Origin of the sequence: Streptomyces antnestii (genome assembly GCF_004005495.1) — a bacterium.
In the GTDB taxonomy this organism is placed as follows: Bacteria; Actinomycetota; Actinomycetes; order Streptomycetales; family Streptomycetaceae; genus Streptomyces; species Streptomyces antnestii.
In genome coordinates this window covers 143,117-157,674 of sequence record NZ_RZYA01000008.1, presented here as the reverse complement: position 1 = coordinate 157,674, position 14,558 = coordinate 143,117, and the positions used below count along the sequence as shown (strand labels likewise).

16 protein-coding genes are annotated in these 14,558 nt (G+C 69.4%); 6 read left to right on the top strand and 10 right to left on the bottom strand.

What is annotated here, in order from left to right:
• Positions 1-50: 50 nt before the first annotated feature.
• The 8 genes from EOT10_RS18915 to EOT10_RS18880 form a co-directional block, all read right to left on the bottom strand.
• Positions 51-1,166, bottom strand: a complete 1,116-nt coding sequence (locus tag EOT10_RS18915) for an FAD-dependent oxidoreductase (protein WP_127829410.1) — start codon at positions 1,164-1,166, stop codon at positions 51-53.
• 111 nt (positions 1,167-1,277) lie between these two features.
• Entirely contained in the window at positions 1,278-2,255 is a 978-nt protein-coding gene (locus EOT10_RS18910) for a PDR/VanB family oxidoreductase (RefSeq protein WP_127829550.1), read from the bottom strand.
• Positions 2,255-2,734: a hypothetical protein gene (locus tag EOT10_RS18905; protein WP_127829409.1), complete on the bottom strand. Its 480-nt coding sequence runs from the start codon at positions 2,732-2,734 to the stop codon at positions 2,255-2,257. Before EOT10_RS18905 ends, EOT10_RS18910 begins: the two co-directional genes overlap by 1 nt.
• Before the next feature lie 31 nt (positions 2,735-2,765).
• On the bottom strand, positions 2,766-3,581 hold the full coding sequence (locus EOT10_RS18900; RefSeq protein WP_127829408.1) for an amino acid ABC transporter ATP-binding protein: 816 nt from the start codon (positions 3,579-3,581) through the stop codon (positions 2,766-2,768).
• Positions 3,578-4,585, bottom strand: coding sequence for an amino acid ABC transporter permease (locus EOT10_RS18895; RefSeq protein ID WP_223281065.1), 1,008 nt, complete (start codon positions 4,583-4,585; stop codon positions 3,578-3,580). Before EOT10_RS18895 ends, EOT10_RS18900 begins: the two co-directional genes overlap by 4 nt.
• 1 nt (position 4,586) lies before the next feature.
• Positions 4,587-5,513: an ABC transporter substrate-binding protein gene (locus tag EOT10_RS18890; protein WP_127829407.1), complete on the bottom strand. Its 927-nt coding sequence runs from the start codon at positions 5,511-5,513 to the stop codon at positions 4,587-4,589.
• A 118-nt stretch (positions 5,514-5,631) separates the two neighbouring features.
• Positions 5,632-5,871 carry a hypothetical protein gene (locus EOT10_RS18885; RefSeq protein ID WP_431313302.1) on the bottom strand — a complete coding sequence of 80 codons (240 nt, stop codon included), beginning with the start codon at positions 5,869-5,871 and terminating at the stop codon, positions 5,632-5,634.
• 189 nt (positions 5,872-6,060) lie between these two features.
• Positions 6,061-7,137, bottom strand: coding sequence for an aromatic ring-hydroxylating dioxygenase subunit alpha (locus EOT10_RS18880; protein ID WP_189491764.1), 1,077 nt, complete (start codon positions 7,135-7,137; stop codon positions 6,061-6,063).
• A gap of 116 nt (positions 7,138-7,253) precedes the next feature.
• Here EOT10_RS18880 and EOT10_RS18875 point away from each other — a divergent pair, with 116 nt between their 5' ends.
• Entirely contained in the window at positions 7,254-7,949 is a 696-nt protein-coding gene (locus EOT10_RS18875; RefSeq protein WP_189491759.1) for a GntR family transcriptional regulator, read from the top strand.
• Positions 7,950-8,101: 152 nt separating this feature from the next.
• Positions 8,102-8,992, top strand: a complete 891-nt coding sequence (locus EOT10_RS18870; protein ID WP_127829403.1) for an SDR family NAD(P)-dependent oxidoreductase — start codon at positions 8,102-8,104, stop codon at positions 8,990-8,992.
• 176 nt (positions 8,993-9,168) lie between these two features.
• On the opposite strand, the gene EOT10_RS18865 is transcribed toward EOT10_RS18870, so the two are convergent.
• Positions 9,169-9,612 carry a MarR family winged helix-turn-helix transcriptional regulator gene (locus tag EOT10_RS18865; RefSeq protein ID WP_127829402.1) on the bottom strand — a complete coding sequence of 148 codons (444 nt, stop codon included), beginning with the start codon at positions 9,610-9,612 and terminating at the stop codon, positions 9,169-9,171.
• 92 nt (positions 9,613-9,704) lie between these two features.
• Here EOT10_RS18865 and EOT10_RS18860 point away from each other — a divergent pair, with 92 nt between their 5' ends.
• Complete coding sequence (locus tag EOT10_RS18860; protein ID WP_127829401.1) at positions 9,705-10,052, top strand: DoxX family protein; 348 nt, start codon at positions 9,705-9,707, stop codon at positions 10,050-10,052.
• 139 nt (positions 10,053-10,191) lie between these two features.
• Here EOT10_RS18860 and EOT10_RS18855 read toward each other — a convergent pair whose 3' ends face one another.
• Positions 10,192-10,773: a TetR/AcrR family transcriptional regulator gene (locus EOT10_RS18855; RefSeq protein WP_127829400.1), complete on the bottom strand. Its 582-nt coding sequence runs from the start codon at positions 10,771-10,773 to the stop codon at positions 10,192-10,194.
• Positions 10,774-10,922: 149 nt separating this feature from the next.
• Between EOT10_RS18855 and EOT10_RS18850 the strand changes: the two genes are divergently transcribed.
• The 3 genes from EOT10_RS18850 (at position 10,923) to EOT10_RS18840 (ending at position 14,450) form a co-directional block, all read left to right on the top strand.
• Entirely contained in the window at positions 10,923-11,501 is a 579-nt protein-coding gene (locus tag EOT10_RS18850) for a TetR/AcrR family transcriptional regulator (RefSeq protein ID WP_127829399.1), read from the top strand.
• Positions 11,502-11,856: 355 nt separating this feature from the next.
• Positions 11,857-12,687: an urease subunit gamma gene (gene ureA / locus EOT10_RS18845; RefSeq protein WP_127829398.1), complete on the top strand. Its 831-nt coding sequence runs from the start codon at positions 11,857-11,859 to the stop codon at positions 12,685-12,687.
• Positions 12,684-14,450: an urease subunit alpha gene (locus tag EOT10_RS18840; RefSeq protein ID WP_127829397.1), complete on the top strand. Its 1,767-nt coding sequence runs from the start codon at positions 12,684-12,686 to the stop codon at positions 14,448-14,450. The genes ureA and EOT10_RS18840 overlap by 4 nt, the downstream gene beginning before the upstream one ends.
• Positions 14,451-14,558 lie beyond the last annotated feature (108 nt).

Here is a 14,558-nt window from a genome sequence, read left to right as displayed (position 1 = left end):
CCATGAAGTGAATCGGCGGTGGTTGATGAGGGCTGCGGCGATACCGACGCTCACATCGCAGGGATGCCGAGCCTGAACCGGGGGTTGGGATCCGCCTCGCCCACGGCGAGATCGGCGAGCATGCGGCCGAGCAACGGAGTGAACTTGAAGCCGTGCCCCGAGCAGGCCGTGCCGATCACCAGGGGACCCACCCGGTCGAGCAGGAAGTCCTCGTCGGCGGTGTTGGTGTAGAGACAGGTCGTCTCACTGCTCACCACCGGCTCCACACCGGGAAGGCGCTCGGCTGCGAAGTCCAGGACGCGACGACGCGCGTCCGCGTCCACGACGCCGTCGCGACCGTCCGGGGTCACTTCGTGCCCGCCGAGGTGTTCGGCCACCTTCACGCCTTCGTCCGCGGTCGGCATCCCGTACACGATGGCGCCGTCCTCGGCCTGGAAACTGAAGGCCGGCCACACGGCTGACGGGTCGCGTGGCGGGAGATGGAAGACCTGCTCCTGCGTCACGGTCAGGGCGGGGAGCTTGACCACGTGGTCGAGGAGCCGGCTCGTCCACGGGCCTACGGTGACGACGGCGACCGGCGCGGTGAACGTGCCGGACGGGGTGTGGGCGCGCGCCCGGTCGGCGTCGATCTCCAGTGCCGTGACGGGAGTTGAGTGCCTGATGTCGCAGCCGAACCGCTCCGCCTGCCGCTGCAGGGCCGGCAGCGTCGCGTCGGGGTCGACGCGCGACGCGTCGGGGTGGAACAGCACGTCACCCGGCAGGCGAAGCTGCGGCCAGCGGACGGCGGCCTCCGCCTCTGTAAGCCGTTCGAACGCGGCCCCCTCGGCGGTGAGCGCGGCGGCCGCCCGGTCGAGGCGGTCGGCGCCACCCCCGTCCACCGCGCCGACTCGGGTGATCAGGCCGGCGCCCGTCTCGGACTCGAACCGGTGCCACATGCGCAACGCCTCAGCCGCCATACCCACGTACAGCGGATCCGGGTAGGTGAGCCGCAGAAGGCGCGACCGGCCGTGCGAACTCCCGCGCCGGTGGCCGGGTTCGAAGCGCTCCAGGAGGCAGACGCGGTGGCCGCGCGAGGCGAGCTGCCAGGCGGTGGCCGAACCGGCGGCGCCTGCGCCGATGACGAGAACGTCGTATGCGTTGTCGCGTGAGGCCTTGTGCGGAGTCATGTCGGTGAGGTCCGTCCTGCCTGTGTGTGGTGTCTTCAGCGGGTGTGTGATGGCCCACCTGATCCGGTGGCGGGTGGGTGCGGTGCGGCGGCGCTCGCAGGCCGGCCGAGGTCAGAGATCCAGGGTGAGGCGGGGGCCGCGCGACCGGCCGACGCAGATCATCATCGTGTCGTTGGCGGCCCGCTCCTCCGGCGACAAGAGGCTGTCCCGGTGCTCCGGGACTCCGTCGATCACCTTGGTCTCGCAGGTGCCGCAGATACCCTCCCGGCAGGAGTTCGGCACGTCGATCCGGTGGTCCTCGAGCGCGTCCAGGATGGAACGGCCGGCGGGCACGGTGACAGTGCGTCCGGTCCGGTGCAGGACCACTTCGAACGCCTCCGCGTGCGTGTCCGTCTCCGGGGCTGCGGCGTACAGCTTCGGAGCGAAGCGCTCTACATGGAGCGTGCCGGGTGGCCAAGACCCGCACACCTGCTCCACGGCGGCCAGCAGCGGTTCAGGGCCGCAGCAGAACACCGAGGTGTCCGGCGTCGGCGGCCCCAGGTGGTCGACCAGGTCGAGGAGGCCGTACTCGTCCTGCGGTCGGACCACCACACGCTCGCCATGGCGGGAGAGTTCCGCCAGGAAGGCCATGCTCGACCGGGACCGGCCGCCGTACAGCAGGGTCCAGTCGGCTCCGGCGGATGCGACGCGCTCGATCATCGGCAGGAGCGGGGTGATACCGATGCCTCCGGCGATGAACCGGTAGCGGGCGGTGGTGACTTGGGGGAGAGCGAAGTTGTTGCGCGGTCCGCTGACATCGACGACGTCACCGGGGCGCAGGACCTCGTGCACTTCCCGCGAGCCGCCTCGTGACGCGGGCTCGCGCAGGACCGTGATGCGCCATGTGGTCCGGTCGGCGGGGGAACCGCTGAGGGAGTACTGGCGGACGAGGCCGCCCGGCAGGTGCAGGTCCAGATGCGCTCCCGGTGTCCAGGCCGGCAGGTGCGCACCGTCAGGCCGGGCCAGGTGGACCGAGAGCACGCCCTCGGCCTCCCACACCAGCGCGCTCACCCGCAGGCGCGACGGCTGTTCGCCGCCCGTCGCCCGCATCACGGCACCCAGGCCAGGGGACCGCGCCCGGCCGCGCCGAAGCGGACGACCGCGACCCGCGAGTCCGAACCGTCCGGGCGCCGCAGGCTCACCCGCAGGGGGTCGTCGCCCTCCAGTACCATCGCGTCGGCGTCCGCCAGCAGGTGCCGGTCCTCGACCAGGACCCGGCCGCCGGAGGCGATCAGGACCACGAGCTCGTCCTCTTCGCGGTCCACCGCCGGCGAACCACTCGGGTCGACGACCTCCACTGCCGGGGTGGCGGATCCGGAGTCGGCGCAGACCTCCAGGGTCACTCCGCCCGGGAGCGCCTCGGCGACCCGGATCGCCGAGGGCGGTTTCCCGGACCGCGCCTCGGCGTCGGTCAGCAGCCGTACGTGCCACTGCCACGGCTCGCGGCGGGGGGTGTCCGGTGACGCGGCGACCTCGCGGCAGCCGGCGGCCACCTGTCGATGGGCGTTGGCGCGCAGTACGAGCCTCATCGTCGTACCTCCTCGTGCGTGGGCTGGCCCGTCATCGCACGGCCGCCAGGAAGGCCTTCGTCCGGGCATGCCGGGGATCGGTGATGACCTGCTGCGCCGGTCCCACCTCGACGGCCTGTCCGGCGTCGAAGAAGACGACCCGGTCGGCGACCTCGCGGGCGAAGCCCATCTCATGTGTGACGACGATCATCGTCATGCCGGATTCGGCCAGCTCGCGCATCACGGTCAGGACGTCACCGACGAGTTCGGGGTCGAGCGCCGACGTCGGTTCGTCGAAGAGCATCAGCTTGGGGCGCATGCACAGGGCGCGGGCGATCGCGACGCGTTGTTGCTGGCCGCCGGACAGATGGCGGGGGTAGGCGCCCGCCTTGTCGGCCAGTCCGACCTGTTCGAGCAGGGCCAGGGCCCGCGCGGTGGCCTCGTCCCTGGGTTCCCTGAGCGCCCGCAGCGGTGCCTCGATGAGGTTCTGGAGGACCGTCATGTGGGGGAAGAGGTTGAAGTGCTGGAAGACCATGCCGATCTCGGTGCGCTGCCGGCAGATCTCCCGGTCGCCGAGTTCGAGCAGCTTGCGTCCGCGCCGCTGATAGCCCACCACCTGTCCGTCGACCCATATGCGACCGCCGTCGACGGTCTCCAGGTGGTTGATGCAGCGCAGAAAAGTGCTCTTGCCCGAGCCCGAAGGACCGATGAGGCACACGACCTCGCCGCGCTCGACTTCCAGGTCCACACCCTTGAGGACTTCGAGCGGCCCGAAGTGCTTGCGGACCTTCTCCGCCCGCACCATCGGGAGTTGTCCCGAATCGAGGTCCGCGACGGTTCGTGGGTGGGCCGTTTCGCGTCGGGTCATGGTGTGCTCCTCCCGGTGGCCATCGGCGTGTGCGTGCGCAGGAGTTGGCGGAACTGCTGGACCGGGGTGGGCGGCAGCGTGCGATTGCCGCGCGAGAACCGTCGCTCGACGTAGAACTGGCCGATCGTGAGGACGGTGGTGACGGCGAGGTACCAGATGCTCGCGACGATGAGCAGCGGGATCGTCTGGAAGTTGCGCGCGTACAGGATCTGCGCGGAGTAGAGCAGATCCGGCACGGCGAGAACGCTGACCAGGGCGGTGGTCTTGAGCATGCCGATGGTTTCGTTGCCCGTGGGCGGAATGATCACACGCATGGCCTGGGGGAGGATCACCCGCCGCATGGTCTGCATCTTCGTCAGCCCGAGCGCTCCGGCCGCCTCGCCCTGACCGTGGTCGACGGACTGGATGCCGGCCCGCACGATCTCGGACATGTACGCCGCCTCGTTGAGGCCGAGTCCGAGGAGCGCCGCCAGTATCGGCGTGATGAGCTGGTTGGCGTCGAGGGAGACACCCGGTATCCCGAACGTCAACTGCGGGTACAGAGCAGCCAAGTTGTACCAGAACAGCAGTTGGACGAGAACGGGTGTGCCGCGGAAGAAGGAGACGTACAAGAAGGCCGCGGACCGTACGACCGGGTTGGCGGAGAGCCGCATCACGGCGAGCACGACACCGAGGATGATGCCGATGGCCATGCAGATCGCGGTGAGTTCGAGCGTGACGAGGAGGCCTCTGCCGATCGACACGTCGCGCAGGTAGGTGTTCACGACGTCCCAGCCGAAGCGGGGGTTGGTGAACACCGAGCGCAGGGTCGCCGCGGCGACGAGGAGCAGGGCGATCGCGGTCACCCAACGGCCGGGGTGTCGCTTGGACACGACCGTGAGGTCGTCGGCCGCCATGCCGTCGGTGTGCTCCCGCTCTCCGGCCGGGCCGGCCTCGCGCCGCGGTCCCGACGGTCCGGCGTCGTGAGCGGGTCTGCCCTCCGGGCGGGTGGTGGAGCCGGTCATGTCAGCTCCCGTCCTTGATGCGTGACGCCTTGGTGATCGCCCACTTCTTCATGAGCGCGTCCATGGTGCCGTCGGCCAGGACCGACTTGAGCGCGGCGTCCAGGGCGGGCTTGAGGGGTGAGCCCTTGGGGACGGCGAGGCCGTAGCGGTCGGGTGCGTACAGCGGTCCGTCGACGAGCGCGAACTTGCCCCCGGACGCCTCGGCCTGCAGTCCGAGCGAGACGGTGTCGGCCATGACGGCGTCGACGCGACCGCTGACGACCGCGAGGTTCGCGCCGTCCTGCGACGGAAACAGCTCGATGGCGACCGGCTTCCTGCCGTCCTCCGTACAGGACTTGGAGATCTCGGGAAGCAGGCTGAGTCCCTGCACCGATCCCTTCTGCGCCGAAACGGCGTGCCCGCACAGGGACTTCGGCTCCATCTTGAGGCCGAGCGGATTGCCGGTCTTGACCGCGATGCCAGTGCCACCACGTAGATACTCGACGAAGTCGACGGTCTTGGCGCGCTCCGGAGTGACCGAGAACGCCGAGGCTCCGATGTCGTACTTCCTGGCGGCGAGGCCCGGCAGGATTCCGTCGAAGCCGGCGTTGACGTGTCTCGTCTTCAGGCCGAGCGTGGCTCCCACGGCGTCGGTGAGGTCGATGTCGAAACCGATGATGGTCTTGCTGTCGGTGTCGAAGTACTCGAACGGACGGTAGGACGCGTCGCTGGCCACCGTGAGCGTGCCCTTGGTCCTCACGGCGGCGGGGAGCAGGGCGGCGGCCGCCTTGTCGACGTCGACCTGGGGCGCGGTGGCCGTCGGGTTCTTGGCTTTCCGGGCGGCGGAGACATCCCCGTCCGTCGATGCGTGGGTACAGGCGGCGGTGGTCAGCAGGCTGACGAGCGTCAGGCCGATCGCCAGGGCGGGGAGTCGGATCGAATGGCGCATGGGTGTGCCTTTCGGGTACAGGGAGAGGGGGTCGGCGCTTCGGAGCGGCCGTGGGTGGGGCTGCGGAGGGACCGGCTCTCGACGCGGTCGCTCTTGCCCCGTATGGCCCGGCGCCGAGTCAGCGTCCGGAGCCGGAGGCCCCGGACGCACCCGGCGTGGTGTCGGCCGCGAGGTGGTACAGGGTGTCGCCGAGGTCCACGAGGGGCGGCCTGCGGGCGATGGCGACAACGCCGTCGCAGTGCGCGAGGACGGGGGCGGAGGAGAGGTCGAGTTCCTCGACGGGGTGGACGCGGCCGATCAGTTCACCCTCCTTGACCTCGTCGCCCACGCGCGCGACGGGCTCGAACAGGCCGCGCAACGGGGTGTGGACGGCACCGTCGCCGAGCAGATCGATCCAACGGGTGGGCGCGGCGTCAGGTGTTCCGGCGGGCGCGTCGAGAGTGCCGGCGGTGGCCAGGACGCGGCGCAGTCCGTGGACGGCCGGCGGTACGGCGTCCGCGCTCTTCTGCCGTCGTCGAACCGGGAGCGTTGTCCGCCGTCAACGCGATCAGCCTCTCACCGTGTCGGCCACGGCCCGCGGGGTCTTGAAAGCCCGGTCCGCCTCCGTGCCACGGGCCTGCTCCGCCTGCTCCTTCGCGAGCAACTGGGCAAGGATGCGCCGGGCCTTGGCGACGCCGGCGTCCTGGCCGATGAGTACGTCGTGCTCGCCCGCCGGCCGCTCCCGCATGCCGGTCTCCTGCTCGCGCAGCGCATCGGCGTCCTCGCGCAGTACGGTCTCCAGGCCCGTCTCCAGCTCCTTGGTGGCCCAGTCGGCGTCGACGGCGAAGTTCCGGCTGAACGCGTAGTAGTACCAGGTGGTCTTCTCGTCGATCGGGGTGATTCCGTTGAGGACCTTGATGAGGTGGCCCTCCTCGCGCGGGCGTCCCCTGCCGGTGATTCCGGAGTGCAGTACGTGGTAGCTCGGGACGTGGAACTCGGTGGCGTGGAACCGGTCGTAGAGCCCCTCGGTGCTCATGGTGCGCGCGTACAGGGGCGGCGCCTCGACGCCGGGCATGAGCCGGTCGACGGTCACGACCCGGCCGTCCACCTCGACGGTGATGCCGTGCTCGTAGATGTAGTCGTCGCCGACGGTCGACTTGTGCAGGAACGACTCGTGGGTGAGGTCGAGCAGGTTGTCGTGGATGAGGTCGTGCCGGCACTCGAAGAGCATGGTGTGGGTGACGGTGGCCCAGCCGGGGTCGCTCATCCAGTGGGTGTCCGGGACGAGGTTCCGGTCGGCGAGATCGGCGTCGCCGGTCCACACCCAGATCCAGCCGTCCTTCTCGACGACCGGGTAGCTGCGGACGCGGGCGCGGGCGGGCACGGCCGACTGGGCGGGCACGCGGGTGCAGGCGCCGTCGGGCCCGTACGCGAAACCGTGGTAGCCGCACTCGATGGAGTCGCCGACGGTGCGGCCGGCGGAGAGCGGATAGGCGCGGTGGGCACACCGGTCGGCCAGTGCGACGGTCTTGCCGTCGGGGGTGCGGTAGAGGACCAGGGGCTGCTCGCAGATGACGCGGCGTACGGGCTTACCGGTCACCTCGGTGGACCATGCGGCGACGTACCAGGTGTTCAGGACAAACACGATCGTAGCCTCCTTGGATGCAGTGCACACACCGTATACAGTGGATTCACGGGCGACAATGGGTCTGCGGGAATGGTTTTCTTCCCCAAGGTGGACGGCAGGGACGGAGAGGGAACGTGAAGCCATTGCGGAGTGACCCGAGGGACGCGCGCCCCCTGGGGGTGCGGGTCTATGAACACCTCCGCGACGAGATCGTGTCGGGTGCGCTGGAGGCGGACGCGCCTTTGGTGCAGGAGCAGTTGGCCGAGCGGCTCGGCGTCTCACGCACCCCGCTGCGCGACGCGCTGAACCGGCTGGCCCACGAGGACCTGGTCACCTGGATGCCGGGCAGTGGCTACATCGTCAACGCCCTGAAGCCGGACGACATCGCCGAGGTCTACCAGGTACGCCAGTCGCTGGAGACGCTGGCCCTGCGGCTGGCCTGCGGCAGGCACGATCGTGCCCAACTCTCGCGGCTCGTCGCCCTGATCGAGGACATGGCGGCGTCCGACCCCCTCGACGCGGTCGCCCAGTTCGAACTCAACCGGAGTTTCCACATGGCCCTCATCGAGCCGTGCGGGAACGCGCTCCTGCTCCGCATGATCGACACGCTCTGGGACCATCCGGTCAACCGCCGGATCACCCGCTCGTACGTCGATGACGCCGGCAACGTCCCGCTCATGGTCACTGAGCACCGAGCGATCTTCGAGGCGGCCCGCGCGGGCGACGAGGACCTCCTGATCCGGCTGGCCACGGAGCACATGTACACGGGCTACCGGGAAACCCTGCCGGAGGGCAGCGACGTGGAACTGCTGCCGGGGGAAGGGGTGTAGCGCGGCGGACGGCGCCGACCGGGTTGATCGGTGGGGCGCGCCACCTTTCCTCAGGGGAGAGCGCGGACGGCAATGTTCGCGTGAGCCGTTGACATGCCTATTAGGAATACCTCTAATGAACCCCAACTCGCGTTGAAGGGTCAGGAGGATCGGTGGACGCCTCTCTTGAGAACAAGGTCGCGTTGGTCACCGGGAGCAGTCGGGGCATAGGCCGGGCGGTTGCCCAGCGTCTGGCAGCCGAGGGGGCGACCGTCGTGGTGACCGCGCGGTCCAAGTCCCCGATGCCGTCGGCGAGATCAGGCGGAAACCAGGTGGTTTCCGGGAGCCTCGACGAGACGATCGAGGTGATCGAGGCCGCCGGAGGGCGGGCGCTGAGCCTCACGGCGAACCTGGAGGACCCGGGCGAGCGGGACGAGCTGATCGGCCGTGTCGTCGAGCTCGCGGGCGGGATCGACATCCTGGTGAACAACGCCGGCTTCGCCGACTACGCGCGGGTCGAGGACATGTCGTTCGACACCTTCGACCGCACCATCGACCACTACTTGCGCGCCCCCTTCGCCCTCGCCAAGGCGGCGATCCCGCACATGCGGGCGCGCGGGGCGGGGTGGATCGTCAACATCGGCTCCGTGACCGGGGTGAGCCCGAGGCGCCCGTTCCCCGACGCCGGCATGGTGAGGGGTGGCGACGTGGTGTACGCCTCGACCAAGGCCGCGGTGCACCGGTTCAGCCAGGGCCTCGCCGCCGAGCTGCTGCGTGACAACATCGCGGTGAACTGTGTCGCGCCGTCCACGGCGATCTCGACACCTGGCGCCGCGTCACTCATCCCGGACGGCTACGAGACCGAACCGGTCGAATACCTGGCGCAGACGGTCCTCGAAATGTGCCGGCAGTCCGCCTCCGAGCGAACCGGACTGGTCGCGTTCAGCCTCCACTACCCCTGGCACCACGGTCTTGAGGTGCGGAGTCTCGACGGCCGGACGGTTCTGCCGCGCCGCGAGCCACCGGAGTTCGCCAACCCGAACATCAGCCCCTCGGGCCTTTAGCGATCCAACTGGTCGGCTGATTACGCCGGTTGGGCAGCAGCTTCCTTCCTCGGGGTCGTGGGCAGTTTTTCGGTCACTCGGGCAGGGGATCGGGTTCGAGGTCTGATGGGTTATGACGCGTACCGTTGGCCAGAGTTCGGAGTTCTGATCTGGTCCGCTACTGACCCTCGGCCCGTCTATTCGCCGCACTCATGGGCGGCGGGATCCACCACTACGCGGTCGAGCAGGCCCCGCAGCAGGGTCTGTTCGGCCTCTGTGAGGTCGCCGAACAGTTCGCGCTCGGCCGCGCTCACCGCCTCGTCGATGCGCTCCAGCGCCTCCTTGCCGGCCGGGGTGATCTCCACGATGTGGCGCCTCCGGTCGGCGGGGTCGCGGCGCCGCTCGCACAGTCCGGAGGACTCCAACTCGTTGAGGATGGCGACCAGTTGGCTGGGGTCGACCGCCATCGTGACGGCCAGCTCGCGCTGGCTGGTGGCGCCCGGGGCGAGGTGCATGAGGGTCATCGCGTTGCGCGGGTGCAGCCCGGCGACGGCCACGGCGGCGCGGATGCGCGCGCCGGTGAGCTCTCCGCGGAAGGAGAGGAGGAATCCGAGGCGGTCGTTCGGGTGTGCAGCTGCCATGACGTCCACCGTAACAGTGGCCTCATTATGGATCGACCTAAATCATTGATACTCTTCAACGGTTTCCATTCATAGATCGTTGGAGTGTTACCATGTTCATCGGTTACGTGATCGTTGCCGCGCTGCTCGCGCTCGCCTGTGCTGCGTCGGCCTTCATGACCTTCACCCGCAATCCCCAGGTCGTGAGCAGCATGACCAAGGTGGGCGTGCCCGGCTCCTGGCTGCCCTGGCTCGCGACCGCGAAGACGGCGGGCGCGCTCGGTCTGCTCGCCGGCCTGGTCGTCGCGCCGCTCGGCATCGCCGCCGCCGTGGGCTTGGTGCTCTACTTCGCCGGCGCGCTGATCTCGCACCTGCGCGTGAAGGACAACGCCGTGGCGCCGGTCGTCGTCCTCACGCTGCTGGCCGCGGCGGCGCTGGTGCTGCGCATGGCCTCGGCCTGACCCCCGTTCTCAGCGGTCCCCGCCGGCGCCGGTAGGGGTCGCGGCCGGCGGGGATATGCCTGAGTTCCCCGTTGCGCGGCGCTGGAGACTGTCGTGACCGGAGCGGTCGGCTCCTATGTCAGCTCTGCCCCGGGCGCCGTCAGTGACTCAGGTGCTGGATCTCGATGGACACCGCCTCCTTCACCAGCCGGCGGGCGTGAGACAGCGGAAGTGCGCCGCTCAACCAGCGCGTACTGAGCCCTTCCAGGAGCCCGGTGAGTCTTTCCGCGGACGCGGTGAGAGCCGGGGCGGCAGCCGTCGGCTGGATGCGGCCCAAGAGGGCCGCGACCTCGTGAATCCAGGCCAGCGTGGCACTGGCCAGATCGCCGCGCAGTTCGGGCTCGAAGATCGCGCTGGCGCGAAGCTCGCCCCACGCCGTGCTGTTTTCGCGGACTTCAGGAGTGTCCTGGAATTCCAGTAGGAGGGACTGCTCAAGCTCGTGGCGGGCGTCGTGCGGTTCGGCGGTGAAGTCCCCATCGGACGTGTACCGTTCCGCCCGGTCGCTGATGAACTCCAGAGTGTGACGCAGGGCGCCGGCCCGGTCCTTGAAGTGGTAGTAGATCAGAGCGGTGGAGACCCCGGCTTCGGCTGCCAGTTCCTCCATGCGCAGCCCGCGGACCCCGCGTCGGGCTATGAGCCGGGCGGCGCCTTCCAAGATGGCCTTACGGCGGTCCCGCGCCACGTGATCCCCTCATGGGTGGTCTGAACCACCAGTGTCGCATACTGACTGAAATCTCAGTTAGGAAGCCTTGTGGGAGTCGGTTCAGCCGTTGTGCCTCGCTTGAAGGGTGTGATTCCGCCGGTGAAAAGGGGCCAGATAAGGTTCAGGTCATGGCATCTCGCAGCACTCAGATCCTCGAAGCCGCCGCCAGGGTGATCGCCCGGCGTGGGGTCCGTGGCCTGCGCGTGGAGGAGCTGGCCGAAGAGGCGGGCGTTTCCACCGCGCTGATCTACTACCACTTCAAGGACCGCACCGGAGTGCTGCGCAGGACGCTGGAGTTCATCAGCGACCGAGCCGAGCGCTATACGACCCAGGTTGTTTCGGATGGGGAGCCGCTCAGCCCGCGGGAGAAGCTGGATCAGACGCTTCTCCTCGAACTCCAGGACACGACCGAGGTCAGGGAGAACAGCAGCGCCTGGGGCGAGTTGCGGGCCAGTGCCGTCTTCGACGAAGTCCTGCGTGAGGACCTTGCGAGGGCCACCTTGGTATGGGTCCAGGATGTGGCGGCCTTGCTGGGCCAAGTCCGGCCCATGGCCTCGGCGGCGGCTCTCGCGGCGGCCGCCGAGCGACTCACCGCCCTTCTGGAGGGGCTGAGTATGCGCTGGCTCAGTGGCATGCTCCCCATCGCCCACGCGCGCACTTTGATGAGTGAGGCCATCGAAGCCGAGGTCGACCGACTGGGCCGCTGACTGCGCGCACCGGTGTCGGCGGATCCCGGCCGACGGCCTGTTGTGGGTTTTCAGGGGTTCGCTTGGGTTCTGTGCGGCAGGCCGACGCGCACGCACGGTGAGTCTGCCTATCGACGCCTTAGCTGACGCCGGCCCGGGGCGGGAACGAGGACCTGGCACCACGCCCGGTCGATCTCGCCGGCGTCCCCCTAACCGGCCAGGCGTGTGCCCCGGACAGGTAAGGAGTCTCGGTGGGCCAGAAATCTTGACTGGAATTTCAGTCAGTGTCACTGTGAGCCGCATGCTCCACGTCTGACACTCCTGAGAAGGGATGGGACCCCATGCGTGTGACCAGGTCCGCGAGTCAGGGGGCGGCATGCCTCTGACTCCCACCGAGCGGGACCGGCTGCTGCTCTTCACGGCCGCCGAGCTCGCGCGGACACGGCTCGGGCGCGGTCTGCGTCTCAATGTGCCGGAGGCGACCGCACTGATTGCCGACACGGTGTGCGAGGCAGCGCGTGACGGCCTGCGTCTGGCGGACGCCCTCAAGCGCGGCCGCAGCCTGCTCGGACCGGACGACGTGCTCCCCGGCGTCACCGACGTCGTGACGGAGATCCAGGTCGAGGCGGTGTTCGACGACGGCACCCGCCTTGCCGTCATCAGTGCCCCGTTCGGCGATGTGGAGCCGCATGACGGCGCACCCGGCGCCGTCCTGCCCCACACGGACACCCTTCCGCAGCCGGAACCGGTCGTCGTCCTGGAGGTCCGCAACACGGCCGCGGTCCCGGTGAGCGTGACCTCGCACTTCCACTTCTTCGAGGCGAACCCACGCCTGGACTTCGACCGCGCGGCCGCGTACGGCATGCGGCTCGCGGCCCCGGCCGGGTCGTCCACCCGCTTCGACCCCGGCGCCGTCGTCGAGGTCGGGCTCGTACCGATGGGCGGAGAGCGGATCGCGATCGGCTTCGCGGGCCTGCTCGACGGGGAGCTGGACGCGCCCGGCGCGAAGGCCGACGCCCTGCGGCGCGCCGCCGCCTGCGGCTACCAGGGCGCCGTGGCACCGGAGGGATCGGTGGCACCGGAGGGATCGGAGGGATCGGGGGGACCGGAGGGACCGGGAGGTTCGGAGGGATCGGAGGCACCGGAAGGTTCGGAGGGACCGGAAGGACCCGAAGGACCGGAAACATCGGAAGGAACAGAGCGATGAGCAGGCCCACCAGACACAGCGACCACTGCGCGCCTGGCAGCAGCCGGCACATCGACCCGCACGAGTACGTCACCGTGCACGGACCGCGTGCGGGCGACCGGGTCCGGCTCGGCGACTCGGGGCTCGTCGTCCGCGTGGAGTCGGACTCGCAGGCGTACGGAGACGAGTTCCTGGCCGGATTCGGCAAGACCGCCCGGGACGGAATGCATCTGAAGGCCGCGGCCGTCCGTGACACCTGTGACGTCGTGATCACCAATGTCCTGGTGATCGACGCCGTGCTCGGCATCCGCAAGGTGTCCATCGGCATCCGCGAGGGCCGGATCCACGCGATCGGGCGGGCCGGCAACCCCGACACCCTCGACGGCGTCGACGTAGTGGTAGGCACCGGCACCACGATGATCCCCGGCGAGGGTCTGATCGCCACCGCCGGTGCGATCGACACCCATGTCCACCTCCTCTCCCCGCGGATCATGGAGGCGTCGCTGGCCTCCGGTGTCACCACGATCATCGGCCAGGAGATCGGGCCGACCTGGGGCGTCGGTGTCAACTCGCCCTGGGCGCTCAAGCTCGGGTTCAACGCCTTCGATGCCTGGCCCGTGAACATCGGGTTCCTGGCCCGGGGATCCGCCTCTCACGAAGCACCTCTGGTCGAGGCGCTGGCCGAGGGCGGGGCCTGCGGCTTCAAGGTGCACGAGGACATGGGTGCGCACACGCGGGCCCTCGATACGGCGTTGCGGGTGGCCGAGGAACACGACGTGCAAGTCGCCCTGCACAGCGATGGATTGAACGAGTGCCTGTCGGTGGAGGACACCCTGAGCGTTCTGGAGGGCCGGACGATCCACGCCTTCCACATCGAGGGCTGCGGCGGCGGTCACGTACCCAATGTGCTGAAGATGGCGGGCGTTGCGAACGTCATCGGGTCGTCGACCAATCCCACGCTGCCGTTCGGCCGGGACGCCATCGCGGAGCACTACGGGATGATCGTTTCCGTCCACGCGCTCAAGACCGACCTGCCGGGCGACGCCGCCATGGCTCGCGACCGGATCCGGGCCGGGACGATGGGTGCGGAAGACGTCCTGCACGACCTGGGCGCGATCGGCATCACCTCCTCCGACGCGCAGGGCATGGGCCGAGCGGGGGAGACCATCCGGCGCACCTTCGCGATGGCCGGGAAGATGAAGGCCGAGCTGGGCCCCCTGGACGGCGACAGCGAGCACGGCGACAGCGAGTACGACGACAATGCCCGTGTCCGGCGCTACATCGCCAAGCTCACCATCAACCCCGCGATCGCCCATGGCTTGGCCCACGAGGTCGGCTCCATCGAGGTCGGCAAGATGGCCGACATCGTGCTCTGGCGCCCGCCGTTCTTCGGCGCGAAGCCGCAGATGGTCATCAAGAACGGCTTCCCCGCCTACGGGGTCACGGGCGACCCGAACGCCGCCACCGACACCTGCGAGCCGCTGGTCCTGGGCCCGTTGTTCGGCGGCCACGGAGCCGCTCCGGCCGACCTCTCCGTCGCCTTCGTCAGCCGTGCCGCCGCCGAAGCGGGCTCCTTCGGCTCGCCGCATGACGCGCTGAGCACCCGGCGCAGACGCGTGGCCGTACGGGGAACCCGCGGTATCGGCCCGGCCGACATGGTGCACAACGCCCGCCTCGGGCGGGTGGATGTCGACCCGCGCGACGGCCTCGTGACCCTCGACGGCGAGCCGATGCGCTCCGAGCCGGCGCAGGAAGTCTCGCTGAGCCGTCTGTACTTCCTCTGAGCCGTCGGCACCTCCTCTGAATCTGCCGCTGCCGGCCGAATTCTCAAAGGCTTGCCCCTTCTCTTGACTGAATTTTCAGTCGGGATCAGATGCGAAACGAAGAGAGAT